The following is a 26,501-nucleotide window of genomic DNA, read 5'->3' as shown; positions in this document are numbered from 1 at the left end:
TACCGCACGGCTTCCGCCCTGCGGCCACCACGGCGCCCCGGTCGACGGAAATCCTGGACGCTCCCGTATCGCTTCCCGACCGCGCCGCCGCCCGGACGAGACCGGGCGGCGGCGCGGTCAAGGTCATGGGCGGCAACAGATGGATGCGGGCGTGCGGCCCTGATCGCCGCACAGGAAGCATGATCCCCCAGAGCCCAATGTCGGCTTTGACCGATACAATGCACTTTGTGACCAAGTCTGGGCGGCTGCGGCGCCGTCGTTCGTCCTACCGCGGCCGATGGGAAGCCGCCCAGCTGTCACCGGTGATCCTCACCCTCGTCCTCGCCGTCCTGGCCTTCTCCACACCGCGGCAGATCGCCGTCAGTCGCCTTCTGCCCGCCGCCCCCGCCCTCGCCGCCGCGATGTGGGCCGTGCTCCCCACGATTCTGCTGGGGACGTTCTGCCTGCTGATCATGATCAGCCTCAGCTTCTTCTACACCGACCTGGGGACGCAGTACACGTCAGCTGCGATCGTCGCGGTCACCTTGGCGGCCGCATACGGGAGCCACGCCCGGCTCCAGCGGGAGGAGATACTCCTCCAGGTCCGCCTCGTGGCCGACGCGGCCCAGAAAGTGCTGCTGCGCCCCCTGCCACGTCACATCGAGAACGTCGAGATCGAGTCGCTGTATCTGGCGGCCCAAGTGCACGCCCGGATCGGCGGCGACTTCTACGAGGCGGCCGGCACACCGTTCGGAGTCCGGCTGCTCATCGGCGATGTACGGGGCAAGGGCCTGTCCGCGGTGGGGGCGGCCTCGGCGGTGATCAGCTGCTTCAGGGAGGCCGCATACGAGGAGCACGACCTGCGGGGCATCGTCCATCGCCTGGAGACCAGCATCGCCCGCCACAGCGCCGCGTTTCCCGGCCCGGATCTGCCGGAACGCTTCGCCACGGCTCTCATCGCCGAGATCCCGCACGGCGGCGGCCTCGTCAGGCTTCTCAACTGCGGACACCCTCCGCCACTGCTCGCGCACCATGGGAACATCCGCGTCCTGGACCCCACCATCCCCTCGCCGCCTCTCAACCTCTCGGCGCTCATCGGTGACCACTACTGCGTCGATACCGTTCCCTTCGCCCCGGGCGACCAGTTGCTGCTCTACACCGACGGCGTGTCGGAAACCCGGGACCGTGCCGGCGAGTTCTTTCCGCTGCCGGACTGGATGCGGCAGCAGGGCCCGGGGCCGCCCCGCGAGCTGCTCGACCGGCTTCACTCGGACCTGCTCCGCTTCAGCGGCGGAGGGCTCGACGACGACATCGCGGCCCTCTCCGTAAGGTGCCGACTGACGTGACAGGTAGGGTTCAAATACCCGACCGTTGCCAGGAGCAGCAGCCCGTCTACGGACAGCGGCCACAGTGCCGCGCTCGTGGCATCCGCCCCGCTCTGGAGAGCCAATGCCCGCTGGTGAACACAGGAGGCGTACGCCGCCACGGCCGCGACCAACAGGGCACAGCCACACCGCACCCCCACCTCGGCTCCAGCCGCGTGAGCCCCTGCTCACGGGCCTTCCGGCGGGTTGTCCGTGCTGAGGGATCCCCTGGAGCGGATCGGCCGCTACCGTCTGGACCGGCGCCTGGGCGCGGGCGGCTTCGGCGTGGTCTGGCTCGCCCATGACGACGTCCTTGAGGCGGCCGTCGCGGTGAAGGTGCTGTCGGAGAACTGGATCGACCACCTGGACATCCGGGAGCGCTTCCTCTCCGAGGCACGGCTGCTGCGCCGCGCCGACTCCAGCCGGGTCGTCCAGGTCTACGACATCGGCGAACTGCCCGACGGCAGGCCGTACTTCGTCATGGAGTACGCCGACGGGGGCACCCTCGCCGACCGGCTCAGCGTCGGACCGCTGCCCGTCGCCGAGGCCCTGCGGCTGACGGCCCTCGCGGCGCGGGGAGCGGCCGCGCTGCACGAGGCCGGCATCGTGCACCGGGACATCAAGCCGTCCAACGTGCTACTGCGCACCTCGCCCGGGGGCAGCGACCGCGTGCTGCTGGCGGACCTCGGTCTGGCCAAGAGCCTGGCCCAGGCGTCCGGGCTGACGATGGCGGCGGGTTCCGCGGGCTACACGCCGCCCGAGCAGGCCGCGCCCGGGTCGGGCATCGACGCCCGGGCCGACGTGTACAGCCTGGGCGCCCTCGGGTACCACCTCGTCACCGGCACGGTCCCCGGCCCGCCCGGCAAGGTCGTACGGCCCGACCGGCTCCGTACGGACCTGGCCCCCGACGTCCAGCGGGCGCTGCTGCGCGCCATGGAACCCGACCGCGAGCGGCGCTGGCCCACCGCCGCCGGTTTCGCCGCGGAGCTGGAGCGGCTGGCCGACCCCGGCGCCGGCCCCAGACCTCGCCGGCGCCGTCGGCGGGCGGTGATCACGGTGCTGGCCGCCGCGGTGGTGGCCTGCGCCGTGGGCGTCACCGCCGCGATCGTGACGCGAGGGTCCGCCGCCGGGACCGTCCGGGTCGAGGACAGCACCGGCCGGGTCACGGCCGAGGTGCCCGCCGCGTGGGACCACCAGCTGCGCGACTCCGGCTGGAATCCACGGACCTTGGGCCTCAAGGCCGCGAAGGAACCCGGTCTCGCCGTCGCGGACGATCTCACCGCATGGCAGGACCTAGGTTCGGACGTCAACGGAGCCTTCATCGGCCTGAGCGAGCAGGGCGACGTCACGGCCGAGGTCCGCGCGATCGCGCACACCGGATGCCACTACGACGGCAGCCGCACCTACACCGGCGCGCACTGGCACGGTCTGATACGGACCTGGAACGGCTGCCCGGGCACCGGCGGTTCCCTCACCGAGGCCGGTCTCACCCCGACGGGCGGCGCCGAGCAGCCCCAGGTGTACGTCCAGATCCGTCAGGACGGCGGCGACCGGAACGTGACCGACCGCGTGCTCGGGTCCGTGCGAGTCGGAGACTGACCGGGAGGGCGAGCCCGGCGAAAATTCCCCGACGATCCCGCGAACCTTTCCGGGTCCCGCCGCATCGAAGACTGATGACGGGGCACAAGGCGCCGTGCGCACGCGTCAGGGCGCGTGCGGTGATGCTCAAGGAGTGGTGACATGGCGACCTTCCGGCGCTGCGCGGCGGACACGGACCGGCTCGGCACGGTTCCCGCACCCCGCACTTCGACTCCCGCCCGGCGGGCGGCGCTGCTCGCGGGTGTCGCGCTGCTGGGCGTGCTCACCGCCTGCGGTACCGAGAACAGCGGGGCCGGTACGCCGCAGAAGCTGCCCGGCACGGCCGAGCCGGCCTCCGGTGACCGGACCACGGACGCCGGTTCGCCCACCACGGCAAGCCCCACCGGGAGCGCCGCCTCGGCCGGATCCGGTACGACGTCGGGATCGGGATCGGCCTCCTCGGGGAGCGGCTCGACCAGCACCCGCTGCCACACCTCCGAACTGCGCGCATCGGTCGGGAACAACGACCCGGGCGCGGGGCAGGAGAACTTCCCCGTCGTCCTGACCAACGGCTCCGGGCGCACCTGCACGCTGCGCGGCTACCCCGGCGCGGCGTTCGTCGACGCGTCCGGCAAGCAGCTGGGCCCCGACCCGCGGCGTTCCTCGGGCACGCCGACGACCGTCACGCTGGCGCCCGGACAGAGCGCGTGGTCCGGCCTGACGTTCTCCAACCCGGAGATCAGCGGGGCCGGTACGGCGACGCCCGCCTCGCTGCTCGTCACACCGCCCGACGAGAAGGACTCGCTCAAGGTGACGTGGACTCAGGGGAAGGTGCCGGTGTCCGGCAACGCCTCGTCGGTCTCCTTGACGGTCGTCCAGGCCGGCACCGGAGTCTGAACCCACCGGCCTCATTCCCCTCTGCCCCGCCACCTGCCCCGCAGGTCGGCGGGGTTTGTCACGGAACGGCTACATGGCCTGAATCACGCGACCCTTTCCGGAATTCCGCGCATCCCACCGTTTGACGCACCCCGCAGAACGGCGCGTCACAGGAACAGAAGCTCCCGCCGTACGGCGGGGGCCGTACCGAGGAACCGGGGGATGATCATGAGCGGTATCTCACGCAGGCGGCTGCTGACCGCGACGGCGTCGGCGGGCGCCCTGGGCGCGCTCTCCGCCTGCTCGTCGAACGACTGGTCCGTGGGGACCAGCAACGGGGGCGGGCCCAGCTCGGCGCAGAGCCGGCGGCCCAAGCTCATCGGCGACGGCTCCACCGCCGACACCGGAGCCCAGCCCAAGCAGCCGAAGGCGGAGCGGCTGAAGCCCGGTGAACGCCCGCCGCAGTTCGTGGTGTTCTCCTGGGACGGCGCGGGCGAGCTCAGCAACCAGCTGTTCTCCCGCTTCCGCAAGGTCGCCGCCGACCACGGCGCCTCGATGACGTTCTTCCTCAGCGGCATCTACACCCTGCCCGAGTCGAAGAAGCACCTCTACAGGCCGCCGCAGCACCCCGTCGGCGCCTCCGCGATCGGATACCTCTCCGACCGGCACATCCATGCCACGCTCCAGCAGATACGCGCGGCCTGGCTGGAGGGCCACGAGATAGGCACCCATTTCAACGGCCACTTCTGCGGCACGGACGGGGTCCGCCGCTGGTCCCCCGCCGAGTGGCGCAGCGAGATCGACCAGGCGACGCGCTTTGTGACCGAGTGGAAGACCAACACCGGCTTCACCGACCTCGATCCGCTTCCCTTCGACTACCGCAAGGAACTGATCGGCGGCCGCACCCCGTGTCTGGAGGGCCAGGCCAACCTGCTGCCCACCGCCGCCCAGCTCGGCTGGAAGTACGACGCCAGCTCGCCCGGTGGCCTCCAGATATGGCCGGGCAAGGTACAGGGCGGCCGGATCTGGGACTTCCCGCTCCAGTCCATCCCTTTCCCCGGCCACTCCTTCCAGGTCCTGTCGATGGACTACAACTTGATGGCCAACCAGTCGAACGCGAACCCGCTCGGTGACCGCTCCCAGTACGACGTCTGGCGCACCCAGGCCCGCGACAGCTACCTCGCCGGTTTCCGTCGCGCCTACGAGAGCAACCGGGCCCCCTTCTTCATCGGCAACCACTTCGAGCGGTGGAACGGCGGGATCTACATGGACGCCGTCGAGCAGGCCATCACCGAGATCGCCACGCATGACGACGTACGCATGGTCTCCTTCCGGCAACTCGTGCAGTGGCTGGAGGCCCAGGACCCGGCGGTGCTGCGGAAGTTGCGCACGCTCAGCCCCGGGCAGTCTCCGCTCGGCGACTGGGCGGATTTCCTGGGCACGGCTTCCGCACCGTCCGGCACCACCACGTCCTGACGATCAGCGGTGGCCTCCTTGGCCTCCCCCGTATCCGGAGCCATATCCGGAGCCGTATCCGCCGTACCCATAGCCATATCCGGAGCCGTACTGCCCGCTCCCCTGGCAGTAGTAGTAATACGGGTAGGAGCAGTAGCCGTACGACGGAGCGGCGGACGACGGAGTCGGCTGGGGAGTCGGCGTCGCCGAGGGCTTGGGTGTGGCGGTCATCGACGCCCTGGGCGGGGCGGGGGTCGTGGGCGCGGTCGATTCAGCGGCGGAGTCCCAGTTGACCACCTCCAGCTGGAGCGAGGGCGAGGAGGTGTCGAGGGTCCAGCGCTGCGCCGGCTCGTCCTTGCGGAGTTTGAGGACCAGCGCCGCCTCGGCCTTGGCGGAGGCGGGTGCGAGGGCCAGGTCCTGGTTCCAGCGCGGCACCAGTGTGCCCTGGAGGGTGAAGTCGTAGCGCACGTTCTTGGTGCCCGGCTGCGACTCGCCCGAGCAGGCGGCGAGTTGGACCGAGTAGCCCAGGTGGGAGTCGAGACACAGGCCGGGGTCGGCCACGTCGCGCAGCAGCCCGTCCGCCTCGTACGTCCACCGCTGGGCCGACTTCGAGGTGCACGAGGTGAGTTCGGTTTCCATGCCCTTCGCGGGCTTCTTGCCTACGATGCCGATGCACAGCCCGGTCGCGGCGTTGCGCAGGCGGCCCCCTGTGCCGTTCGCCTGGCCGCTGGTGCCGACCCAGGACGGGTTGGCGCCGGGCACCGTGCCCGAGCCGGAACTGGGCGCCTCCGAGGAGTTGGTGCCGTCGGCCATGCCGTTCTGGCCCTCGGAACGGGAACCGGCCGCCCACAGGACCAGTGGGACCAGGATCAGTGTGCTCACGGTCAGCACGCCGAGGGTGACGTTCCGGCGGCGCGGGGCGCGTCGGGGGGCCTTGTGCGTCGTGGCCCGGTGCGCCGACGGGCGGGAGCCGGCGGGCGACTGAGCGCGCCGCGCGGTGCGCGGGGGAACGTCGGGGCGGCGAGGGGCAGCTGAGGGAGAGGGGAACTCTCCCTGTGCGGGGGCGGGTTCGGACGTCGCTCCCATGGCGGTCTCGACGGCCCCGGGCGGTTCCGTCACCTCCACGATCGCGGTGGCACGTCCCACGCGGGAGTCGAGGTAGGGGCGCGCACCCCAGCCGAGCACGGCTTCGGCCAGCGGGAGGGCGAGTTGACCGTTGAACTGGTTCAACTGGTCGGCGGCGTACCGGCAATGTGAGCATCTGGCCATGTGCCGCCGCAGATCGGGGTCGAGGTCGACTCCGCCGCGCCGGAGGGACACGTCCAGCATGCGGTTGTAGCGGCGGCACTCCTGCTCGGGGGCCAGTTCGCGATGGATCTCCAGACAGCCCTCGCGCAGGCGTTCGCGGGCCCGCCGCAGTTCTATGGCGGCGTCGTCGACAGTGAGGCCCAACAGGGCGGCGGGCACGTCGAGTTGTTCGGCTTCCGCCTCCATGTGCCAGAGCAGACAGCGGGCGGGCTCGGGGAGCCGCTGGAACGCCCGGGAGAGCAGGCGTCTGCCCTCCGGCGGAAGGAGTCGCGCAGCGGCCCGGCCCTCGGGGTCGGAGCCGGAGACCAGTTCGGGATGGAGCAGCTCGCGCCGCTGGTCCATGAGCCACTCGGCGGCTATGCGGCGGACGGTGACCAGCAGCTGCGGACGCCACGCCGCCGTCGGCCCGGCCTGCCGCAGCGATTCGCCGAACAGGCGCGTGAATGAGGCCGTGGTGAGTATTCCGGCGGGACGCACTCCGTGGGTGCACAGGCGCGCATAAGAGAAGACCGCTTCCCAGTGGCGGTCCAGGAGTTCTCCGACGGGATGGTTCGCGGGCGTGTTCCCCGGGCTCTTCTTCAGGTCTGCCGCGAGCCTCTCATCCGAAACCTCGAACGAACGAGCGGGCGTTGGGGAATGAGACAGCGATGCGTCATTCACGTCCACTTTCCTCCCAAAGGTAACGCAGGAATTAGTCCATACCAATGGGTATGTAGCCCGCCCGCCGAAGCGGAGGGACTACCCATGGGGGGGTTGCGCCGCGAACGACCGCCTCTGGCAGCTCTTTTGAAGCGAGGGGGGAACGGGCGCACCGTTACGCGTACAGAAGGAAGTTGAACGTTTGTCTGCACGCCGACAAGGCACACCTTTGCACAGGGCACCGAGCCGGAACAAGCGGTCTCGCCTTTTTCCCATTCCCGTCGCCGGACCGAATATTGAACAAACGTCAGCCGGGCGCTCGCAAAGGAATTCGGATTCCCGTAGCCGACACGAACCGCCCCAGAAATCACCACATTGGGAGCGCTCTCGCGCGGTGGTGCGCCTCAGTGCCCGCTGATCGCCCGAGGCGTGTACGGCCGCTCCAGTTCCTCGATCTCCTTGTCCGTCAGTTCCAGGGCGAGGGAGGCGACCGCGTCCTCGACGTGGTGCGGCTTGGTGGCGCCGACGATGGGTGCGGTCACGGTGCCCTGGTGCAGCAGCCAGGCGAGAGCGACCCGGGCGCGCGGGACCTCGCGCTCGGCGGCGATGCGGGCGACGGCGTCGACGATCTCGCGGTCGCCGTCCCGGTAGAGCCTCCTGCCGAACTCGTCGGTGCGGCTGCGCGCCGTGTCCGTGTCCCAGTCGCGGGTGAGGCGACCTCGGGCGAGCGGGCTCCAGGGCAGTACGCCGACGCCCTGGTCCGCGCAGAGCGGCAGCATCTCGCGCTCCTCCTCGCGGTAGAGGAGGTTGTAGTGGTTCTGCATGGAGACGAACCCCGCCCAGCCATGCAGCCGGGCGGTGTACTGGGCCTTGGAGAACTGCCAGGCGTACATCGAACTCGCCCCGAGGTAACGGGCCTTGCCCGCCCTGACCACGTCGTGCAGCGCCTCCATCGTCTCCTCGACGGGCGTGGCGGGATCGAAGCGGTGGATCTGGTAGAGGTCGACGTAGTCGGTGCCCAGGCGGCGCAGACTGTTGTCGATCTCCGTCATGATCGCCTTGCGGGACAGGCCACGGGCGTTGGGGCCGTCGTGCATCGCGCCGTTCACCTTCGTCGCGATGACGATCTCGTCGCGGCGCGCGAGGCCGGCGAGCACCCGGCCGACGATCTCCTCGCTGGTGCCGTCGGAGTACACGTTCGCGGTGTCGAAGAAGTTGATCCCGGCCTCCAGCGCCTGGCGGATCAGCGGGCGGGAGGCCTCTTCGCCGAGGGTCCACTCGTGGACGCCGCGGTCGGGAAGACCGAAACTCATGCAGCCCAGGCAGATCCGGGAGACGTCCAGGCCCGTCGAACCGAGCTTCACGTACTGCATGCTCACTCCTGCTCTCGCTGGCGGTGGGGCGGGGCACTCCGACGACTTGAACCCTGCCCGCCACGAGCGCCGCGTAGCCCTACTCCACGGGGCCCGCCACGTCGTCGTACACATGCGCGGCAGTGATCAGGCCGTCCCCGCCACGCGTGTAGACGGCGAGGCCCGCCTGCGGCGGCAGGTCGGCGTCGCCCCAGCGGTCGCAGATGTACTCGAACGCGCTGCGGGTGCCGTCCTCCGTGACCGTGCACAGCTTGAGCGGGATACCGCCGCCCGCGGAGAAGAAGCCCTTGTAGAAGCCGGACAGCACCTCGGTTCCGGCATACCGGTAGGCGTCGCCGGACGGCTCGCGGAAGTAGCCGTCGGCCGCGAAGGTGGCGACCACGGCAGCGGCGTCGCCCGCACCGAGGGCCGCCTTGTAGGCGCCCACCACGTCGGAGGCGTGCGCGTCCGGGTCGTACGGCAGCAGCGGAGAACGTACGACGTGATGGCCGAGCAGCGGCCACCGGGAGTGGTAGATCCGCACCGGCAGCGCGACCGCGGGCTCCACGGCGACGGCGACGGGGAGCCCGATGCGCGTGCCGTCCGGGCCGCCCAGGTGCACGACCCATTCGCCCACGGCCTGCCTGTCGGTGACGGTGGTGGCGACCGGCTCGATGTCCACCTCGTGCTCCGCGCGCCACTTCTCCTGCTCGGCCAGCCAGGCGGCGAGCACGCCCGCGCCGCTGATACGTCCGGCTTCCGGGTCGTCGAGCGCGACGGGAACCGTGGCCGCTGTCGCATGGGGCAAGGCCTCCGGGTCGCGCAGGGCGGCGGCCAGGTCGGCGGCGCCGAGTCGGTCGGCGAGGTCGGCGATCTGCGGGATCCAGACCATGAGGACTCCAGAGAAGTGTGCGTCGGGTCGTCTTCGCATCGTGTGCCAGTACGGGGCGGCGCGCGACCTCAGCCGCGCAGCACCCGCAGGGCCGGCCCTGTGCGCCCTCCGGCAAGTTCGCGGCCGGTGACCAACTCGGGCTCGATGCGTATGAAGACGTCCTGGGGCGAGGCCACCCAGGAGCGTGGGCCGGTCCGGGACAGTCGGCCGTGCTCGACGGGGTCGGTCACCACAGTGGCGCGACCGGTGACGACGACACTCCAGCCGGAGTGCGTACGGGCATCGATCTCGTCCGCTTCAAAGGCGACGACCACACCGTCGATCGCGTGGACCAGTTCCGATTCCGCCGCCGTACGGAGCAGTACGGCGGCGTCCGCGTCCAGGCAGAAGTTGACCAATAGCACCGCGGGCAGCGCGTGACGCGTGTGCACGATGCGGCCCACAGGTACGGTGCCCAGCAGCCCAAGGCACTCCTGCCGGTCGAGTTCACGGAAGCCGTCGTGGGGATTCATCACCGGGGTCAACTTTCACGAATACTGCTGTGCGCATCGTCACGTGTCGCGGGGCGATGGTGGTCAGGGGCAGGGACCGTCGGTCCCGGGCGGCCCAAGAGTGGCAGCCCTACGGCGTCGGCATTCAGCGCACGGCGATCCGGCGTCCGGAGATGTCGACCGGATCGATGCACACCCACATGTCGCGCTCGCCGCCCGCCCAGGGCGCGCTGTACGCGAGTTCCTCCAGTCGGCGCACGGTGTCAGGGGCGGACACGGCCCGGGCCCGGCCGCGTACGAGGACGCTCCAGCCCTGGCTCAAGGCCTCGTCGATGTGGTCGATCTCAAACGCGACCCGGGTTCCGACGGCCATGGCAGGCGTGGCACCGGGTGCCGTCCTGAAGGCGACCGCACCGTCGATGACGCTGTAGTTCAGTGGCCCGATGAACGGTCCGTCGGGCGTGTCCATGGCGATCCTGCCGACGCCGTGTGTCGACAGCCGCGCCCGGCACTCCTCGTCAGTGAGGTCGATCATTTCCGGGTGGCCCGCGGCTCGTCCGATACCGGGTGGCAGGTCGGCGTCGCCGCCGCGCAGGGCCGCCACGGTGGTGTGCAGGACGTCGGCGACCCGGACGAGCACGCTGGTGCCGGGAGTGGCGGTGGCGTTCTCCTCCAGGTATTGGACGTATCGGGGAGCCGTACGCGCCCTTTTGGCCGTCTCCTCCCGGGTCAGGCCGAGTTCCTCGCGTCGCCGGGCGATGCGACGCCCGATGTCGCTCTGTGCGCGGTCCGCTGTGGCGGACACCGCGTTCGGCGGTCTCTGTTCGGACATGGCCTTTCACTTCCGTTCTTCCGGGAAGCCCTCACTGTCAGGGCGTCGTGCCGCGGACCGTCGAGGACGACCGGTCCACACCTCCTGCGCGCATGCCCGTGGATTCCGCTTGTGCGCTCCAGCCTGGTACCGGGGCGAGCACGGGTGGCAGGGGCCGGGCGGGCCCTTCCGGATGCCATGCGGCCCGGCCTCGGGGCCGGGTGGCCCATGGTGAAGGCGAGGTGTCGGAGCGAGATTGGAGTGGGCAGAACCACGCTCCAGAAAGAGGCGAGGATCATGAACGCTCCCCCCACTGCCGGCAAGCTGCGAGCGTTGTCCGCCGAGCACAGCGGGCGACTGATGGGTATCGCCCGGGAGGTGTCGTTCCCCCAGGGAACCCGCCTGTTCGAGGAGGGACGGCACGCGGACCGGTTCTGGATCATCCGGAGCGGCACGGTGGCCCTCGACATGCATGTGCCCGGCCGCCGCGCGGCCGTCATCGAGGTCCTCGGACACAACGAACTCATCGGCTGGTCCTGGTTGTTCGGACCGCACACCTGGCATCTGGGCGCCGAGGCCACGAGCCCGGTGCGCGCGTACGAGTTCGACGCCGAGACGGTACGGGCCATGTGCCAGGCCGATCCCGCGCTGGGCATGGCGGTGGCCCAGTGGGCGGGTGACATCGTCGCCCGCCGGCTGCGGTCGGCCAGGAACCGGCTGCTGGACCTGTACGCGCCCTACGGCAGCGGAAGTCTTCGCTGACCGCGTAGGAATCCGCCGAGGAGTCACCGTGCGGGGAGGAATACCGCGACGCAGCCGTGACCCGCGGCCGATCGGACAACTACGCTCTGGTTGGGCCGGTCGGCCCTAGTGCATCCGGTCCCGCACGGCGATGATCGTCGTCACAGCCAGCTCGTGGGCCGCAGTCCACCCGTGAACAAGGGATCGTCATGGCCGAGGCCCGTACCTTTTCGGAACAGAACCCCATCCGGGTCTTCCTGCTGGACGACCACGAGGTGGTGCGCCGCGGTCTGACGGACCTCCTGGACGCCGAGCCGGACATCTCGGTGATCGGCGACGCCGACAGCGTCGAGCACGCACTGGTGCGCGGGCCGGCGCTCCGCCCCGACGTGGCCGTCCTCGACGTCCGGCTGCCGGACGGCGACGGGATCAGTGTCTGCCGGGAGCTGCGCAGCCAGATGCCGGAGCTGTCCTGTCTGATGCTGACCTCGTTCGACGACGAGGAAGCCCTGCTCGACGCGATCATGGCCGGAGCCTCGGGCTATGTGCTCAAGCAGATCAAGGGCTCCGACCTGGTCGCGGCGGTCCGCACGGTTGCTTCGGGTCAGTCGATGCTGGACCCCACGACGACCGCCCGGCTGATGCGGTCCCTGCGCGCCGACCCCACCGAGGCACCGGCCCTCGCGCCCGAGCTCGCCAGTCTCTCGCCCCGCGAGCGGGACATTCTCGCGCTGATCGGTGACGGACTCACCAACCGCGAGATCGGCAAGAAGCTCTATCTGTCCGAGAAGACGGTCAAGAACCACATCTCCCGGCTGCTCGCGAAACTCGGTGTCCAGCGCCGAGTCCAGGCGGCCGTGCTGGCCAGCCACCTCGAACAGCCCGACTCCACCGACCACCCGACGCGCTGAGCCCTCCCGCCCTGCCCGCTTCGTCCTGACCCGCGGCACGAACCGTGCCCTCCGACGGGTCAGCCTCCCGCCGCGTCGCCGTCCGGGCTCACGGGAACCCGCCACACCAGCCGCGTGCCGCCGCCCTCCGGCCGTTCGGCGAGTGTCAGTGTTCCGCCGAGACCCACGGCCCGCTGCTCCAGGTTCTTCAGCCCGCTGCGCTGGACGTCACCGGGCACTCCGCAGCCGTCGTCCGTCACCGTGAGCGTCAACTCGCCCCCGGCGCACTGAAGTCGGACGTCCACGGCTTGAGCGCCGGAGTGCCGGGCCGCGTTGCTCAGCGCCTCGCCGAGCACCGCGACCGCGTGGTCGGCGATGTCGCCGGGGACATCGGTCTCGACGAGCCCCTCGATCCGCAGCGCGGGCGCGAAACCGAACGACGTGGTGGATGCCGTGACCGCCTCGGACACCCGGCCGCGCAATCCGTTGCCCTCCCGGCCTCTTCCGCCGTGTGTACGCAGGCCGAAGATCGTGGACCGGATGATCTTGATGGTGTCATCGAGGTCGTCGACGGTCCGCGCGAGCCGCTCCATGCCCTCGGGGTGCTCCATGAAGCGCTGGGCACTCTGCAGCGTCATCCCGGCCGCGAAGAGCCGCTGGATGGCGAGGTCGTGCAGGTCACGAGCGATACGGTCACGGTCCTGAAGCAGCGCGATCTGTTCCGCGTCCCGACGCCGTTCGGCCAGCTCCAGGGCAAGCGCCGCCTGATCGGCGAACCCGAGCAGCGGCCCGGTGTCCGCATCGCCGAACGGCGCGCCGCCCTGCACCCGCCCCAGCAGCAGCACGCCCCGGGCCTTCCCGCTGGTACCGAGCGGCACCGCGACCACGGGTCCGAGCCCGGCCCACTGGGGCTCTCCCTCACCGGTACGGGAGTCGTGCTCGATGTCGGTGCTGACCACCGGCTCCGTGGAGCTCAGCGCGGCCGCGACGAATCCGTCCCGGGCGGGCAGCACCAGTCCGCTGCGGTGCTCCGCGCCCAGGCCGACGGCGAGCGCCGGCCGCAGCACCTCGTCACCCGTCTGGCGCTCCGCGATCATGCCCATGTCGGCGGAGACGATCTTCCGGGCCTCGTCGACGATCAGCTCCAGCACCTCCGCGCTGGGTGCTCCGGTCAGGAGAACACTGGTGACCTTGCCGCTGGCCCGCTGCCAGCGTTCGCGGAGCCTGGTCTCCTCGTACAGCCGGGCGTTCTCGATGGCGACCCCGGCGGCCACGGCCAAGGTCGACAGGACGGACTCGTCCTCCGCGTCGAACTCCCGCTCGTTGCGCTTCTCGGTGAGGTAGAGGTTGCCGAACACCTCGTCGCGTACCCGGATCGGCACGCCGAGGAAGGAATGCATCGGCGGGTGGTGGGCGGGGAAGCCGTACGACTCCGGATGCTCCGAGAGCTCCGGCAGCCGCAGAGGCTCCGGGTGCCGGATGAGCTCGCCGAGAAGCCCGTGCCCACTGGGCAGCGCCCCGATCCGGGACCGCCGCTCCTCGTCGATCCCGACAGTGAGGAACTCGGACAGCTTCCGGTCACCGCCGATCACGCCCAGCGCCCCGTACTCCGCGTCCACCAGGACCACAGCGGCCTCGACGATGCTGCGCAGCACCTGCGGCAGGTCCAGCTCCCGTCCGACCGACAGGACCGCCTCCAGCAGGCTGTGCAGACGGTCCCGGGTACCCCGCACCGCGTCGATGCGCACCTGCAGCTCGCCCAGCAACTCGTCGAGCCGAAGCTTGGGCAGATGCTGCTCAGAACCCCCGCGCGCGTCCGCGCCCATCGCTTCCTCCGGCCGTTCAGCGGACAAGAGACCACGCACCAGTTCTCCTGCCCTCACCGTACTGCTCGGGATGCCTCGGTATCACTGCACAATGGGCCTAAGACAGGAATCCTGAACGCAGTTCAGGCGATCCGGGCGGCGGCCAGGTCGGCGCCGCGCCGCCGCCGCACAGTGGCTCATCGTCACCTGGCTTCACGGAACGTATGCAGAGTCAGCACACACGATTCCCCCGGAGCCAAGGAGACGGTGCGGCCCGCGAGGGCGACGTCGATCGGTTCCCTGTCGGACTCGGGCACCGCGATCCGCAACTCGTCGGCGCTCAAACGCAGTTGCACGCCGCGATGGCCCCGGTAGCGGATGGCGAAGCCGTACTCGGACAGCTCCGGCAGCGGCACCGGGTCGAACCGGAGCGCTCCGCCGCGGGTCTCCAGCCCCGTCAGGCCGCGCTGCACGAGATCGAGGGTGCCGGCCATGGCGCCGAGATGGATGCCCTCGCCTGTGGTGCCTCCCTGCAGATCCGCGATGTCCCCGGCCAGGGCCTCGTGCACATACGTCCACGCCTCCGCGCGCCGGGCCCGGGCCAGCACCCAGCCGTGCACCACGCTGCTCAGCGTCGAGCCGTGACTCGTACGGCGCAGATAGTAGTCGACCGTGCGCCGCCAGGCGGTGTCGTCCACCTCATGCCCGAGCCTGCGGAACAGGCCGCCGAGTTCGGCGGGCGAGAAGAGGTAGCCCAGCATCAGGACGTCCGCCTGCTTGGACGCCTGGTAGCGGTTGACGGTGTCGCCCTCGGCCTCCAGGATCCGGTCGAGCCGCCGGATGTCGCCGTACCGCTCCCGGTACCCGGCCCAGTCGAGCTCCTCCAGAGCGCCGTAGCCCTCGAACTGGCTGATCACCCCGGCGTGGAAGGGCACGTAGAGCTTCTTGGAGACGTCCTCCCACTCGTCGAGCTCGGCGGAGTCGAGACCGGTGCGCTCGCAGAGGTCCCGGCGCGGCAGTTCGGGCAGTTCGTGCAGGACCTCGAGGGTGCGGGCGAGCACCCAGGCGGCGGTGACGTTCGTGTACGCGTTGTCGTCGAGCCCCGGCCGGTCGGCGTCCGGGTAGGCGTCGTGGTACTCGTCGGGGCCGACGACGCCGCGGATCCGGTACCGGCCGAGCGTCCCGTCGTACGCCGCGATGCCGGCCCAGAACCGGGCGATCCGCACCAGCATCTCGACCCCCTTGGTGTGCAGGAACTCGGTGTCGCCGCTCGCCTCGCAGTACTGCCAGACGTTGTACGCGATCGCCGAGCCGACGTGGTGCTGGAGCCGTGAGTAGTCGGGCAGCCAGCGCCCGGAGCGCGGGTTGAGGTGCAGCTGCTGAGTCTCCTCCCTGCCGTCGCTGCCGCTCTGCCACGGGTACATCGCGCCGGTGTGCCCGGCGTCGCGGGCGGACCGGCAGGCCTGCTCCAGCCGGCGGTGGCGGTAGGTGAGCAGGGCCCGGGAGACCTCGGGAAGGTGCAGGTTGAGGTACGGCAGGACGAACAGCTCGTCCCAGAAGACGTGCCCGCGGTAGGCCTCACCGTGCAGACCGCGCGCCGGGACGCCGACGTCCAGGTCGGCGGTGTGCGGCGAGAGCGTCTGGAGCACGTGGAAGAGATGCAGCCGCAGCACCGGGCCCGCGCTGTTCGGCACGTCCAACTCCGCGTTGCGCCACAGCTGTTGCCAGGCCGTGCGGTGCGAGGCCAGCAGCGTCTCGACGTCCGGGGCTCGGCCGACCCGCTCCACGGCCGCGTGCAGCGGGTCCTTGATCGCCGGGTCGCGGGAGGTGTGCAGGGCGACCGTCTTGTCCACGGTCACCGTCCGGCCGTCGGCCAGGGAGAGCCGGCACAGCTGAACAGCCCGGGCGTTGTCGTGTGCGACACCGGTCCCGGCGGGTGCGTCGGTGCCGGCGGATGCGTCGGTGCCGGCGGATGCATCGGTGCCGGCGGGTGCGTCGGTGACGGTACGCGCCGCCATGCCGATACGGATGTCGGAGCGGCTGGTGCGGCAGCTGAGCCAGACCGTGTCCTGCGGCGATGTGCCGGTCCGGACATCGGTGAGGTGCTGGGAGGCGAGTGAGCGATAGCGCTCCACTCCGGAGTTGGTGACCGTCCCGTCGAGCGCCGACTCGACATCGATCTCTCCGGACCAGCCCTCGGCGGTCACCTGCGTGCGCAGCAGCGCCAGATGAGGGTCGGCCATGTGGACCAGCCGCAGCTGCCGCACGGCCAGACACCGGCCGTCCTCGTCCTCGTAGCGGACGGTGCGCTCCAGCGTGCCCGCTCGGAGGTCCAGGTTCTGGTGGTGGTCGAGGACCTTGTGGGTGTCGGGCGAGAGCCAGGTGCCCGAGCCCGTCCGCAGACGCAGCGGCAGCCAGTTGGGGAGGTTGACCATGTCCTCGTTCTCGACCCGGCGTCCCGCCACGTCCGACGCGAGGCGGTTGTAGCAGCCCGCCGCGTACGTGCCCGGGTAGTGGACGGAGTCCGCCGTGCACTCCGGGGCTGCGCCGCGGGTGGCGAAGTAGCCGTTGCCGAGGGTGCAGAGCGCTTCGCGCAGCTGCTCCTGCGCGGGGTCGTAGCCCTCGTATTCCCACGTCCAGTCGGCCATCCTCAGTCCTCCGATACGAGTAGCTCCGCCAGGTCGGCGACCACAAGGTCCGCGCCGTGCTTCAGCAGAGCGGCCCGGGTGTCCGGGGTGTCGGCGCGGTCGACGCCCACGACGAGGCCGAAGCCTCCGCGTCGCCCGGCCTCGACTCCGGCGAGAGCATCCTCGATGACGGCCGCACGGCCGGCGGGGACGCCCAGGCGGCGGGTCGCCTCCAGGAAGAGGGCGGGGTCGGGTTTGCCGGGCAGGTGCAGGCGGGCTGCTTCGGTGCCGTCCACGAGCGTGTCGAACAGTTCCCGCACTCCCGCCTGTTCGAGGAGTTCGCCCGCATGCCGGGAGGCGGAGGCGGCTGCCAGCGGAATCCCCGCGGCCCGTAGGATGCGGAGCAGCCGGACCGTGCCCGGATAGGCGTCGACGCCCTCGGCGCGCAGGTGTTCCGTGAACAGCCGCTCCTTGCGGGCGGCCACGGACTGGATCTCGGCGTCGGTGGGCCGCAGCCCCCGGGCGCGGAGGAAGGCAGCGGCCCCGTCCAGGCGCGACTTGCCGTCGACGTACCTCAGATAGTCGTCCCGTACGTCGAAGGGGCGTTGCTCCCCTGGACCGCGGTCGTGCAGGAAGCCGTCGAACGCCGTCTTCCAGGCGGCCGCGTGCACCCGCGCGGAGTCCGTGATGACGCCGTCGGTGTCGAGGACCACGGCTGCCATCCCCCGCAGCGCGCGGGGCACGGCAGCCGTGCCGCTCCGGTCCGTGCACATCAGGCGTCCACCACCAGTGCCGTGAGGCCGAGGAGCCGGTTGGTGCGGCCGAGGCCGCTGATGCCGACGCGTGCCGTCATGACAGTGAACTCCTTTGTGCGACAGGGGCTTTCAGGCGGTCCAGGTCCACTCGGCGACTTCGGGCAGGTCGGTGCCGTGTTCGCGGATCCAGGCGTGGTGCCGGGTACGGGCGTCGGCCATCAGCTGACGTACGGCGGCGGCGCGGACGCCGAGGCCGGGGACGCGGTCGATGACGTCCATGACGAGGCGGTAGCGGTCCATGTCGTTGCGGACGACCATGTCGAAGGGGGTCGTGGTGGTGCCCATCTCCTTGTAGCCGCGGACGTGGAGGTTGGCGTGGCCGGTGCGCCGGTAGGCGAGGCGGTGGATCAGCCAGGGATAGCCGTGGTAGGCGAAGATCACCGGTTTGTCGGTGGTGAACAGCCCGTCGTACTCGAAGTCGCTCATCCCGTGCGGGTGTTCCTCGCGCGGCAGCAGCCGGGTCATGTCGACGACGTTCACCACCCGCACGGCCAGCTCGGGCAGATGGCGCCGCAGCAGACCGGAGGCGGCCAGGGTCTCCTGGGTGGGGACGTCGCCGGCGCAGGCGAGGACGACATCTGGTTCGACGTCCCCGTCGGCGGAGCCCGCCCACTCCCAGATTCCGGCGCCCCGGGCGCAGTGGGCCCGGGCCTGGTCCATGGAGAGCCAGTCGAAGCACGGCTGCTTGCCCGCGACCACGACATTCACATAGTCACGGCTGCGCAGCACGTGATCTGCCACGGACAGCAGGGTGTTGGCGTCCGGCGGCAGATAGACCCGTACGACCTCCGGGCTCTTGTTGAGGACGTGGTCCACGAATCCGGGGTCCTGGTGCGAGAAGCCGTTGTGGTCCTGGCGCCAGACGTGCGAGGTGAGCAGATAGTTGAGGGAGGCGATCGGGGCGCGCCAGGCCAGCTCCCTCGATGTCCTGAGCCACTTGATGTGCTGGTTGACCATCGAGTCGACGATGTGCACGAACGCCTCGTAGCAGGAGAACAGTCCGTGCCGGCCGGTCAGTGTGTAGCCCTCCAGCCAGCCCTGGCAGAGGTGTTCGGAAAGGATCTCCATCACCCGGCCGTGCCGGTCCAGGTGCTCGTCCACTTGGAGGGTCCCCGCCTGCCAGGCCTTGCCGCTGGCGTTGAGGACGGCTCCCAGCCGGTTGGAGGCGGTCTCGTCGGGGCCAACCAGCCGGAAGTCGCGGCGGGCCGAGGTGTCCTTCATGACCTGTTCGAGGAGGTCGCCGAGGACCCGCGTCGGCTCGTGCACGGTGGCACCCGGCTTGTCGACGGGCACGGCGAAACGGTCCAGGGACGGGATCGGCAGATCGCGGACGAGCAGGCCGCCGTTGGCGTGCGGGGTGGCGCCCAGACGCTTCGTGCCGTCGGGAACGCAGGCGAGGACGTCGGCGACGGGCCGCCCCTCGACGTCGAAGAGCTCCTCGGGACGGTAGGAGCGCAGCCAGGTCTCCAACTGGCGCAGATGCTCGGGGTTTTCACGGACGGCGGCCAGGGGGACCTGGTGGGCGCGCCACGTTCCCTCGACCGGCTCCCCGTCGACCTCCGCAGGGCCGGTCCAGCCCTTCGGCGTGCGCAGCACGATCATGGGCCAGTGCACCCGCTCGGACACATCGTCCTCGCGGGCGGTGCGCTGCATCAGCGCGATGCGGTCCAGGGCCCGGTCGAAGGCGTCCGCCATCGCGCGGTGGACCTGCTGCGGGTCGTCGCCGGTGACATGGATCGGTTCGTGGCCGTAGCCGCGCAGCAGCTCGTCGAGTTCGGTCTCCGGCAGGCGGGACAGCACGGTCGGGTTGGCGATCTTGTAGCCGTTGAGGTGCAGGATCGGCAGGACGGCCCCGTCATGGACCGGGTCGAGGAACTTGTTGGAGTGCCAGGACGCGGCCAGCGGTCCGGTCTCCGCCTCGCCGTCGCCGATCACGCAGGCGACCAGCAGATCCGGGTTGTCGAACGCGGCGCCGTAGGCGTGCGCCAGCGAGTAGCCCAGCTCACCGCCCTCATGGATCGAACCCGGCGTCTCGGGTGCCACATGGCTGGGTACGCCGCCGGGGAAGGAGAACTGCCGGAACAGCTTGTCCATACCCGCCCCGTCACGCGACACGTCCGGATACGTCTCGCTGTAACTGCCCTCCAGCCAGGAGCCGGCGAGGACGGCGGGCCCGCCGTGACCGGGCCCCCATACGCACAGCGCGTCCAGACCGCGGGCCTTGATGACACGGTTGAGGTGCGTGTACACGAGGTTCAGACCAGGCGAGGTGCCCCAGTGGCCGAGCAGCCGCGGCTTGATGTGCGCGGGGGTCAGGGGCTCCGTGAGGAGCGGGTTGGCCAAGAGGTAGATCTGCCCCACGGCAAGGTAGTTGGCTGCCCGCCAGTGGGCGTCCAGGGTGCGCAGTTCGTCGTCGGTCAGTACGGTGCTGTCCTGGTGTTCGACCTTGGGCATGGTGACTCCGTAGTCATCGGGCGGAGGAGGCGGCATGGCCGACAAGAAGACGGCGACATTGCCGCGCGCGGCGTACGAGCGGGAGCTGCTGCGTCTGCAGACGGAGCTGGTGAAGCTTCAGGAGTGGGTACGGACGGAGGGCGCCCGGCTCGTGGTCGTCTTCGAGGGACGGGACGCGGCGGGCAAGGGCGGCACGATCAAACGGGTCTCGGAACATCTGAACCCGCGCATCGCCCGGACGGTGGCGCTGCCCAAGCCGACCGAGCGCGAGCGCACGCAGTGGTACTTCCAGCGGTACGTCGAACATCTTCCGGCCGCCGGGGAGATCGTGCTGTTCGACCGCAGCTGGTACAACCGCGCCGGCGTCGAGCGTGTGATGGGTTTCTGTACCAAGGAGGAGCACCAGCGCTTCCTGCGCCAGTGCCCGATCTTCGAGCGCATGCTGGTCGAGGAGGGCATCCTGCTGCGCAAGTACTGGTTCTCGGTGAGCGACGCGGAGCAGCAGAAGCGGTTCCGGCGGCGGCTGAAGGACCCGACGCGGCGCTGGAAGCTCTCCGCGATGGACCTGGAGTCGATCACCCGTTGGGAGGCGTACTCCCGGGCGAAGGACGAGATGCTGGTGCACACCGACGTCTCCGAGGCGCCCTGGTACATCGTCGAGAGCGACGACAAGCGCCGGGCGCGGCTGAACATGATCGCGCACCTGCTCGGCTCCGTTCCGTACAAGGAGGTGTCGCCGCCCGTTCTGGAGCTGCCGCCGAGACCGCCGTCGACCGGCTACGTGCGGCCGCCGCGCGATCTGCAGACGTACGTCCCCGATCACGCCGCGGGCCTGTGAGCCGCTCACGCGCGTTGTGGTACGACCGCGACCGGGCAGGCGGAGTGGTGCAGGACCGCGTGCGCGACCCGGCCGAGCTGAAGTCCGAAGTGTCCCTGGCGGCGCCGCGCGCCGACGACGAGCAGGTCGGCGTCGGCAGAAGCGTCCAGCAGCACCCGGCGGGCCGTGCCCTCCGTGATGCGCCGGCGTAGATCCACGGACGGATGGTTCGCCGCTGCCTCGCTCAGCGCCGAGTCCAGAACCTTCACCGCCCGCTCCTCGTGCAAACGGGCGGGTTCTCCCGCGAGCAGAGGGTGGTCGGTGCTCTCGTGCGCGGGCCAGCGCCAGGCCCGTACGGCGTGCAGAACGGCGTCGCGGGCCTCCGCCTCGGCGAAGGCGAAGCGCGTGGCCGACGAGGCGCGTGACTCCTCGCCGACCCCGAGGACGACGCTCCGGTGGGTCCCGGCCCTGACCTGGTTGTCGTGGCTGCCGCGGAGCACGATCACCGGACAGACCGCGCGGGCTGCGACGGCGAGACCGACCGAGCCGAGCAACAGCTCGGCCATGCCGCTGCGCCCTCGGGACCCGATGACCAGCGCGAAGGCACTGTGCCCCTCCTTCAGCAGCACACTCACGGCGTCGTCGGGCAGCACCTCGGTGGAAACCTTGACGTCGGCGTTGCGACGGTGGGCGCGCCGCGCGGCGGCCTCGACGATGTTGTCGGCCATCACCTGCTCCGAGGACCTGCCCAGCCCCTCGGCGAGCGCGGCGCCCTCGTAGCGCTCCCACAGCGAGGCGTACACCAGGCGCAGCGGTACACCGTGCAGCGCGGCCTCGTCCGTCGCCCAGTCCACGGCGCGCAGGCTCGACCCGGATCCGTCGACGCCCACCACCAGAGGCGGCTCCCACGTCTCCACGTTCTTCACCTTCCTTCGCCGAAGTCGAAGACGATCCGGGCCTTGACGTGACCGCGCAGGACTTCGTCCATCGACTCGTTGACCGAGTCCAGGGGACGGGATTCCCGGATGACCCTGGTCCGGCCCGCCGCGTGCAGGTGGAACACCTCGGCAAGGTCCTGCCGCGTGCCGACGATCGAGCCGATCACCGAGGTGCCGTTCAGCACGGTGTCGAAGATGGGGACCGGGATCGTGCCGTGCGCCGGCAGGGCGACCATCACGAGCTTGCCGCCCCGCCGAAGCCCGGTGTACACCGCTGAGAACGCCGCTTCGTTCACCGCGAGCGCGATGGCGGCATGGGCACCGCCGTACCGCTTGAGCACCTCGCCGGGGTCCTCCTTGCGGGCGTCGATCACGAGGTCCGCGCCGAGTTCGGCGGCGAGCTCGAGCTTCTCGTCGGTGACGTCGATCGCGGCCACGGCGGCCCCGGCGATCTTCGCGTACTGGACTGCCAGATGGCCCAGCCCTCCCACCCCCGAGATGGCGACCAGCTGGGTGGGCCTGACGTCGGCGACCTTGAGCGCCTTGTACGTCGTGACGCCGGCGCAGGTGAGCGGGGCGGCGTCGAGCGGGGAGATCCCGTCGGGCACCGGCTGGGCGAAGTCCGCCCAGGCCAGCATCTTCTCGGCGTAGCCGCCGTCGCAGCCGTATCCGGTGTTGATCTGCTGCTCGCACAGCGTCTCCCAGCCGGACAGGCAGTGCTCGCACCGTCCGCAGGCCTTGCCCAGCCAGGGCACCGCGACCCGCTGCCCCAGGGCAAGGTGCGTGACGCCGTCACCGAGGGCCTCGACGAGGCCGACGCCCTCGTGGCCGGGGACGAACGGCGGGTTCGGTTTGACCGGCCAGTCGCCGTGCGCGGCGTGGATGTCGGTGTGGCACAGCCCGGAGGCTTCCACCCGGACGCGGACCTGGCCGGGGCCGGGCTCGGGGTCGGGGCGCTCCTCGATGACCAGGGGCTCGCCGAAGGCTCGTACGACTGCTGCCTTCATGGGGTGTCTCTCCTTGGGTGAGTCAGTCGTGCGGGACGACGGCGACGGGGGCGGTGGCATGGTGCAGTACGGCGTGGGTGACGGGCCCGATGTGCGCGCCCACTGGCGAGCGGCGGACGCGGCGGCCCACGACGACCAGGGAGGCCTCGCGGGAGGCGTCCACCAGGTGGTTGGCCGCCTTTCCGGACAGGGAGTCCTCGACGACGTCCACGGCCGGGAACTTCTGGCGCCAGGGGCGCAGCGCCTCGGCCACGGCGGCGGCTTCCTCCGCGGCGATGCGGGCGTTCATTTCGAGGTCGGGGGGCATGCCGTACGCGATGTAGGGCGGCTCGTTCCAGCCGTGCACGACACGCAGGGAGGTTCCGCGCAGGAGAGCCGCCTCGAAGGCGAAGCCGATCAAGGCGTCGTCCGGGTTCGTGACGTCGAGTCCCAGCACGACGGGCCGGAAGGGGGCCGCGGCCGAAGGGATGCCGGCCGGGTCCATCGTGTGCTCGTCGGCCGCCTGTTCTCCGGCCCGTACGAGGACGACGGGACACTCGGCGTGTGCCACGACGGCCAGGCCGACGGAGCCCACCATGAAACCGCCCACTCCGCTCATTCCGCGGGAGCCCAGAACCAGCACCTCGGCATCCTTCGCGACGCCGGGCAGCACCTCTGCCGGCCGCCCGGAAAGTTGCTCCATGACTACGTCGACCTCTGGGTGGCGTATCCGGATTCCGGCGGCCGCTTCGCGAGGAATCTCTTCACTCCAGTGCTGCTGCGTCTCGGCTCCGAGGAGCGGGGCCTGAGCCATGGGCTCCGGGACCGGCTGCCAGACGTGGACGACCTTCAGCGGCAGTCCGCGGAGTTTCGCCTCACGGGCCGCCCATTCGGCAGCGGCCCTGCTCTCTTGCGAACCGTCGAGCCCTACGGTGACGGTGCGGGGCACGGTCTTCACCTCCTGAATCGAGCGATCCGATTCCATCGTCGTATCGCGGGGGTTCGTGATGCAGGGGCCGCAGGTCCCCGGAAGGGACCGATCGGCCCCATGGAGCCGCCGTCTGCGCGGGAGGGCGGAGCCCCGACCGGGTGCCGCCCTCCCTGCCGTGGTCAGCGCAGCCAGCCGTGGTTCCGGACGATGGGCAGCTTGGCCCAGAGCTTGCCGACGCCCAGGGTGTCGCCTGCCGCGACCAGCGCCAGGGCGATGAGGACGACGGCGTAGATGAGGTGGTAGTCCACGAACGGGTTGGGGGACATGCTGGCCGAGCCGTCGGAGAGGTGCTTGGCGGGCGGCCACTCGGCGATCCACATCAGCGCCATCAACGCCGTGCCCGCGACAGCGGCCAGCCGCAGCGCGATCCCGCCGATCAGGGCGAGCCCGATGCCCAGCAGGCCGGCCATGAACAGCCAGTCGGCCCAGGTGTCGCCCGCCCAGGAGTGGAAGGTGGACTCCATCGGCCCCGCGGCCACGCCACCGAGGAAGCCCTTGGTCGGCGAGCCGCCGTCGATCCAGCCCTTGCCCGACGCAGTGGCATAACCGAAGCCGAAGGTCTTGTCGAGGAACGCCCACAGGAAGACGAACCCCGTCAGCAGCCGGAGCGAGGCGAAGGAGTAGGCCCGCAGGGAGTGTGTGTCGGTGCTCGCCGACACGGCGGACTCAGAGGTGGACGCGGTCCGGCTCCTGCGGAACGACGGCAGGTGGAACCCCGGGCTCCGGTGAGGGTGCTCGTGCACGGCCATGATGGTGATCCCTTCGGGGAATCGGAGAGTGCCGGACGGGTGCCCGACAGCAACCACTCTGGTGGCTCGGGACCGTCCCCGCCCGGTGCCGAAGGGCCGTGGCCGTGGGGCTGAACGGCCCTCTCCGCCGGGTCTGTTGGGCTTGCCGCTACTTCCGCCTCGGCTGGTGAGAGCCTCCGCCTCGGTGCCACTCGACGTAGGCGGCCACGGCCGTGGGCAGTGTCGGGAAGATCCGGTCGGCGCCGATGGTCCCGGTCAGCCCGAAGGCGTCCAGGTCGTCGAGCAGGTCCTGCTTGACGCGGGCGAGCGCGAAGACGATGTGGCGCCGCCCGAATTCCTGGCGCAGGGCGTCGACCGCGTCGAGCGCGGTGATGTCCACCTCGACGATGGCCTCGGTGTTGAGGACGAACCACTCGACAGGACCTTCGTGTTGGTCCACCGCCGCCAGCGCTCGCCGTTTGAAGTCGTCGGCGTTGGCGAAGAACAGGGGCGAGTCGTAGCGGTAGACAAGCAGGCCGGGGACCGTGTGGGCCTGCGGATAGTCGTCCACGTCGTGCATGCCGGCCAGGCCCGGCACCAGGCCCTCGATCGCGTCGTGCGGGCGGGCCACCCGGCTGAGCAGCTCGGCGACCGAGAGCCCGACGGCCACCAGCACGCCGTACAGGATGTCCAGGGCGAGCACACCGGCCATGCAGCCCAGGGCCAGCAGCAGCTCCCGGCGCCGGAAGGCGGCCAGTCGCCGGAACCCGGCCAGATCCATCATGTGGACGGCGGCGTAGACAACCAGGGCTCCCAGAACGGTCACCGGGGTGTTCGCGAGGAGCGGGCTCAGGAACAGCAGTACGGCGAGGACCGCGGCGCACGCGACAAGTGAGTACACCTGGGTGCGGCCCCCGGCCGAGCGGGCGAGGGCGGTGCGACTGGCGCTGCTGCTCACGGGAAGGCCGTGCAGTACGCCCGCACCCAGATTCGCGGCCCCGAGCGCCAACAGCTCCTGGTTGGGGTCGAGTTCATCGCCCCGCACCGCGAAGGCACGCGCCGTGAGGATGACGTCGGTGTATCCGACGAGGAGCACCCCGAGCGCCGGCAGCACCAGTTGCGGCAGGTCACCCGGTGCCGGCAGGCCAGGGCTTGGCAGCCCGGACGGTACCGCGCCGATGACGGCGATGCCGTGGTCCTCCAGTCCGAAGGCCGCGACGGCCGCGGTGCCGAGCACCACGGCCAGCAGCGGGCCCGGAGCATTGCGGAAGAACCGCGGAACCACGAAGAGGAATGCGATGGCCACCACGGAGAAGATCACTGTGGCGAGTTGGGCTTCCCCCAGGTTCCTTACGAAGGAGAGCAGTTGAGGAAAGAACTCCGATCCCGAGGTGCTGACACCGGTCAGTCTGGGCAGCTGGTCGACGATCATGATGAGCGCCACGCCCGTCATGTAGCCGACCAGGATCGGCCGCGACAGAAGGTCGGCGAGGAAGCCCAGCCGCACCGCCCACGCGACCAGGCACATCAATCCGACCACGACAGCGAGACCGGCGGCGAGCACGGCGTACCTGTCCGGATTGCCGGCGGCGAGCGGCCCCACCACGGTGGCCGTCATCAGTGCGGTGGTGGACTCGGGCCCGACGGACAGCAACCGCGACGAGCCCAGCACCGTGTACAGCAGCAGGGCGGGGACGATCGCCCACAGCCCGGCGACCGGCGGCAGCCCCGCGAGGCCCGCATAGGCCATCACCTGCGGAACGAGATACGCCGCGACGGTCACTCCGGCCAGCAGGTCACCGCGCAGCCACGAGCGCCGGTAGCCGGCCAGTACGGCGAGACCGGGAGCCAGCCGCCGCATGAGACCGCGTCGGCGTTCCCCGGCCGCCTCCTCCGGGCGCTCGGACATGGGGCTCCCTTCGTCACCCCCTTCAGCATCGCCCCGCAGTCGGTCCGCCGCGAGG

General features: G+C 70.7%; 22 protein-coding genes. 7 read left to right on the top strand and 15 right to left on the bottom strand.

The window, feature by feature from the left end:
- Positions 1–227 precede the first annotated feature (227 nt).
- Positions 228–1,325: a PP2C family protein-serine/threonine phosphatase gene (locus AB5J50_RS45705; RefSeq protein ID WP_369264452.1), complete on the top strand. Its 1,098-nt coding sequence runs from the start codon at positions 228–230 to the stop codon at positions 1,323–1,325.
- Here the strand turns inward: AB5J50_RS45705 and AB5J50_RS45700 are convergent.
- Entirely contained in the window at positions 1,244–1,465 is a 222-nt protein-coding gene (locus AB5J50_RS45700; RefSeq protein WP_369265695.1) for a DUF2637 domain-containing protein, read from the bottom strand. The genes AB5J50_RS45705 and AB5J50_RS45700 overlap by 82 nt on opposite strands.
- A gap of 91 nt (positions 1,466–1,556) precedes the next feature.
- Here AB5J50_RS45700 and AB5J50_RS45695 point away from each other — a divergent pair, with 91 nt between their 5' ends.
- The 3 genes from AB5J50_RS45695 to AB5J50_RS45685 all read left to right on the top strand — a co-directional run bounded on the left by AB5J50_RS45695 (position 1,557) and on the right by AB5J50_RS45685 (position 5,273).
- On the top strand, positions 1,557–2,942 hold the full coding sequence (locus AB5J50_RS45695; protein ID WP_369264451.1) for a serine/threonine-protein kinase: 1,386 nt from the start codon (positions 1,557–1,559) through the stop codon (positions 2,940–2,942).
- Positions 2,943–3,083: 141 nt separating this feature from the next.
- Positions 3,084–3,818, top strand: coding sequence for a DUF4232 domain-containing protein (locus AB5J50_RS45690; RefSeq protein ID WP_369264450.1), 735 nt, complete (start codon positions 3,084–3,086; stop codon positions 3,816–3,818).
- Positions 3,819–4,025: 207 nt separating this feature from the next.
- Positions 4,026–5,273, top strand: coding sequence for a hypothetical protein (locus AB5J50_RS45685; RefSeq protein ID WP_369264449.1), 1,248 nt, complete (start codon positions 4,026–4,028; stop codon positions 5,271–5,273).
- A 3-nt stretch (positions 5,274–5,276) separates the two neighbouring features.
- On the opposite strand, the gene AB5J50_RS45680 is transcribed toward AB5J50_RS45685, so the two are convergent.
- The 5 genes from AB5J50_RS45680 to AB5J50_RS45660 form a co-directional block, all read right to left on the bottom strand.
- Complete coding sequence (locus tag AB5J50_RS45680; RefSeq protein ID WP_369264448.1) at positions 5,277–7,037, bottom strand: RICIN domain-containing protein; 1,761 nt, start codon at positions 7,035–7,037, stop codon at positions 5,277–5,279.
- A 566-nt stretch (positions 7,038–7,603) separates the two neighbouring features.
- Complete coding sequence (locus tag AB5J50_RS45675) at positions 7,604–8,572, bottom strand: aldo/keto reductase (RefSeq protein WP_369264447.1); 969 nt, start codon at positions 8,570–8,572, stop codon at positions 7,604–7,606.
- Between the two features lie 79 nt (positions 8,573–8,651).
- Positions 8,652–9,443, bottom strand: coding sequence for a nuclear transport factor 2 family protein (locus tag AB5J50_RS45670; protein ID WP_369264446.1), 792 nt, complete (start codon positions 9,441–9,443; stop codon positions 8,652–8,654).
- A 68-nt stretch (positions 9,444–9,511) separates the two neighbouring features.
- Positions 9,512–9,955: a pyridoxamine 5'-phosphate oxidase family protein gene (locus AB5J50_RS45665; RefSeq protein WP_369265694.1), complete on the bottom strand. Its 444-nt coding sequence runs from the start codon at positions 9,953–9,955 to the stop codon at positions 9,512–9,514.
- Between the two features lie 124 nt (positions 9,956–10,079).
- On the bottom strand, positions 10,080–10,766 hold the full coding sequence (locus AB5J50_RS45660) for a helix-turn-helix domain-containing protein (RefSeq protein WP_369264445.1): 687 nt from the start codon (positions 10,764–10,766) through the stop codon (positions 10,080–10,082).
- A 276-nt stretch (positions 10,767–11,042) separates the two neighbouring features.
- Between AB5J50_RS45660 and AB5J50_RS45655 the strand changes: the two genes are divergently transcribed.
- Both AB5J50_RS45655 and AB5J50_RS45650 read left to right on the top strand, forming a co-directional pair.
- The gene (locus AB5J50_RS45655) at positions 11,043–11,507 is read left to right on the top strand and encodes a cyclic nucleotide-binding domain-containing protein (RefSeq protein ID WP_327433877.1); all 465 of its coding nucleotides are present in this window, start codon (positions 11,043–11,045) and stop codon (positions 11,505–11,507) included.
- 188 nt (positions 11,508–11,695) lie between these two features.
- On the top strand, positions 11,696–12,397 hold the full coding sequence (locus tag AB5J50_RS45650; protein ID WP_369264444.1) for a response regulator: 702 nt from the start codon (positions 11,696–11,698) through the stop codon (positions 12,395–12,397).
- Between the two features lie 59 nt (positions 12,398–12,456).
- Here AB5J50_RS45650 and AB5J50_RS45645 read toward each other — a convergent pair whose 3' ends face one another.
- The 4 genes from AB5J50_RS45645 to AB5J50_RS45630 all read right to left on the bottom strand — a co-directional run bounded on the left by AB5J50_RS45645 (position 12,457) and on the right by AB5J50_RS45630 (position 20,077).
- Positions 12,457–14,202 (bottom strand): GAF domain-containing protein, encoded by a 1,746-nt coding sequence (locus AB5J50_RS45645; RefSeq protein WP_369265693.1) that lies wholly within the window; start codon positions 14,200–14,202, stop codon positions 12,457–12,459.
- Positions 14,203–14,384: 182 nt separating this feature from the next.
- A complete protein-coding gene (locus AB5J50_RS45640; RefSeq protein ID WP_369264443.1) occupies positions 14,385–16,829 on the bottom strand; it encodes a glycoside hydrolase family 65 protein in 2,445 nt (814 codons plus the stop codon).
- Between the two features lie 2 nt (positions 16,830–16,831).
- Entirely contained in the window at positions 16,832–17,581 is a 750-nt protein-coding gene (locus AB5J50_RS45635) for an HAD family hydrolase (protein WP_369264442.1), read from the bottom strand.
- A 111-nt stretch (positions 17,582–17,692) separates the two neighbouring features.
- Positions 17,693–20,077: a phosphoketolase gene (locus tag AB5J50_RS45630; protein ID WP_369264441.1), complete on the bottom strand. Its 2,385-nt coding sequence runs from the start codon at positions 20,075–20,077 to the stop codon at positions 17,693–17,695.
- A 34-nt stretch (positions 20,078–20,111) separates the two neighbouring features.
- Here AB5J50_RS45630 and ppk2 point away from each other — a divergent pair, with 34 nt between their 5' ends.
- The gene (ppk2, locus tag AB5J50_RS45625) at positions 20,112–20,915 is read left to right on the top strand and encodes a polyphosphate kinase 2 (RefSeq protein ID WP_369264440.1); all 804 of its coding nucleotides are present in this window, start codon (positions 20,112–20,114) and stop codon (positions 20,913–20,915) included.
- A 5-nt stretch (positions 20,916–20,920) separates the two neighbouring features.
- Here ppk2 and AB5J50_RS45620 read toward each other — a convergent pair whose 3' ends face one another.
- The 5 genes from AB5J50_RS45620 to AB5J50_RS45600 all read right to left on the bottom strand — a co-directional run bounded on the left by AB5J50_RS45620 (position 20,921) and on the right by AB5J50_RS45600 (position 26,398).
- On the bottom strand, positions 20,921–21,811 hold the full coding sequence (locus tag AB5J50_RS45620; protein ID WP_369264439.1) for a universal stress protein: 891 nt from the start codon (positions 21,809–21,811) through the stop codon (positions 20,921–20,923).
- A gap of 5 nt (positions 21,812–21,816) precedes the next feature.
- Positions 21,817–22,839, bottom strand: coding sequence for a zinc-dependent alcohol dehydrogenase (locus AB5J50_RS45615; protein ID WP_327433871.1), 1,023 nt, complete (start codon positions 22,837–22,839; stop codon positions 21,817–21,819).
- A gap of 22 nt (positions 22,840–22,861) precedes the next feature.
- On the bottom strand, positions 22,862–23,767 hold the full coding sequence (locus tag AB5J50_RS45610) for a universal stress protein (protein ID WP_369264438.1): 906 nt from the start codon (positions 23,765–23,767) through the stop codon (positions 22,862–22,864).
- A 161-nt stretch (positions 23,768–23,928) separates the two neighbouring features.
- Positions 23,929–24,558 (bottom strand): hypothetical protein, encoded by a 630-nt coding sequence (locus tag AB5J50_RS45605; protein ID WP_369254672.1) that lies wholly within the window; start codon positions 24,556–24,558, stop codon positions 23,929–23,931.
- A gap of 148 nt (positions 24,559–24,706) precedes the next feature.
- The gene (locus tag AB5J50_RS45600; RefSeq protein ID WP_369265692.1) at positions 24,707–26,398 is read right to left on the bottom strand and encodes a SulP family inorganic anion transporter; all 1,692 of its coding nucleotides are present in this window, start codon (positions 26,396–26,398) and stop codon (positions 24,707–24,709) included.
- Positions 26,399–26,501 lie beyond the last annotated feature (103 nt).

The sequence above is a fragment of the Streptomyces sp. R35 genome (assembly GCF_041053035.1).
In the GTDB taxonomy this organism is placed as follows: domain Bacteria; phylum Actinomycetota; class Actinomycetes; order Streptomycetales; family Streptomycetaceae; genus Streptomyces; species Streptomyces lutosisoli.
Note: the sequence above shows the minus strand (reverse complement) of the source record. Positions and strands in the feature narration are given on the sequence as shown.

Coding starts and splice junctions, on each gene's coding strand:
- AB5J50_RS45690 (WP_369264450.1), top strand. CDS start 3,084: ATGGCGACCTTCCGGCGCTGCGCGGCGGACACGGACCGGCTCGGCACG.
- AB5J50_RS45685 (WP_369264449.1), top strand. CDS start 4,026: ATGAGCGGTATCTCACGCAGGCGGCTGCTGACCGCGACGGCGTCGGCG.
- AB5J50_RS45675 (WP_369264447.1), bottom strand. CDS start 8,572: ATGCAGTACGTGAAGCTCGGTTCGACGGGCCTGGACGTCTCCCGGATC.
- AB5J50_RS45670 (WP_369264446.1), bottom strand. CDS start 9,443: ATGGTCTGGATCCCGCAGATCGCCGACCTCGCCGACCGACTCGGCGCC.
- AB5J50_RS45665 (WP_369265694.1), bottom strand. CDS start 9,955: ATGAATCCCCACGACGGCTTCCGTGAACTCGACCGGCAGGAGTGCCTT.
- AB5J50_RS45660 (WP_369264445.1), bottom strand. CDS start 10,766: ATGTCCGAACAGAGACCGCCGAACGCGGTGTCCGCCACAGCGGACCGC.
- AB5J50_RS45655 (WP_327433877.1), top strand. CDS start 11,043: ATGAACGCTCCCCCCACTGCCGGCAAGCTGCGAGCGTTGTCCGCCGAG.
- AB5J50_RS45650 (WP_369264444.1), top strand. CDS start 11,696: ATGGCCGAGGCCCGTACCTTTTCGGAACAGAACCCCATCCGGGTCTTC.
- AB5J50_RS45645 (WP_369265693.1), bottom strand. CDS start 14,202: ATGGGCGCGGACGCGCGCGGGGGTTCTGAGCAGCATCTGCCCAAGCTT.
- AB5J50_RS45640 (WP_369264443.1), bottom strand. CDS start 16,829: ATGGCCGACTGGACGTGGGAATACGAGGGCTACGACCCCGCGCAGGAG.
- AB5J50_RS45635 (WP_369264442.1), bottom strand. CDS start 17,581: ATGTGCACGGACCGGAGCGGCACGGCTGCCGTGCCCCGCGCGCTGCGG.
- AB5J50_RS45630 (WP_369264441.1), bottom strand. CDS start 20,077: ATGCCCAAGGTCGAACACCAGGACAGCACCGTACTGACCGACGACGAA.
- ppk2 (WP_369264440.1), top strand. CDS start 20,112: ATGGCCGACAAGAAGACGGCGACATTGCCGCGCGCGGCGTACGAGCGG.
- AB5J50_RS45615 (WP_327433871.1), bottom strand. CDS start 22,839: ATGAAGGCAGCAGTCGTACGAGCCTTCGGCGAGCCCCTGGTCATCGAG.
- AB5J50_RS45605 (WP_369254672.1), bottom strand. CDS start 24,558: ATGGCCGTGCACGAGCACCCTCACCGGAGCCCGGGGTTCCACCTGCCG.
- AB5J50_RS45600 (WP_369265692.1), bottom strand. CDS start 26,398: ATGCGGCGGCTGGCTCCCGGTCTCGCCGTACTGGCCGGCTACCGGCGC.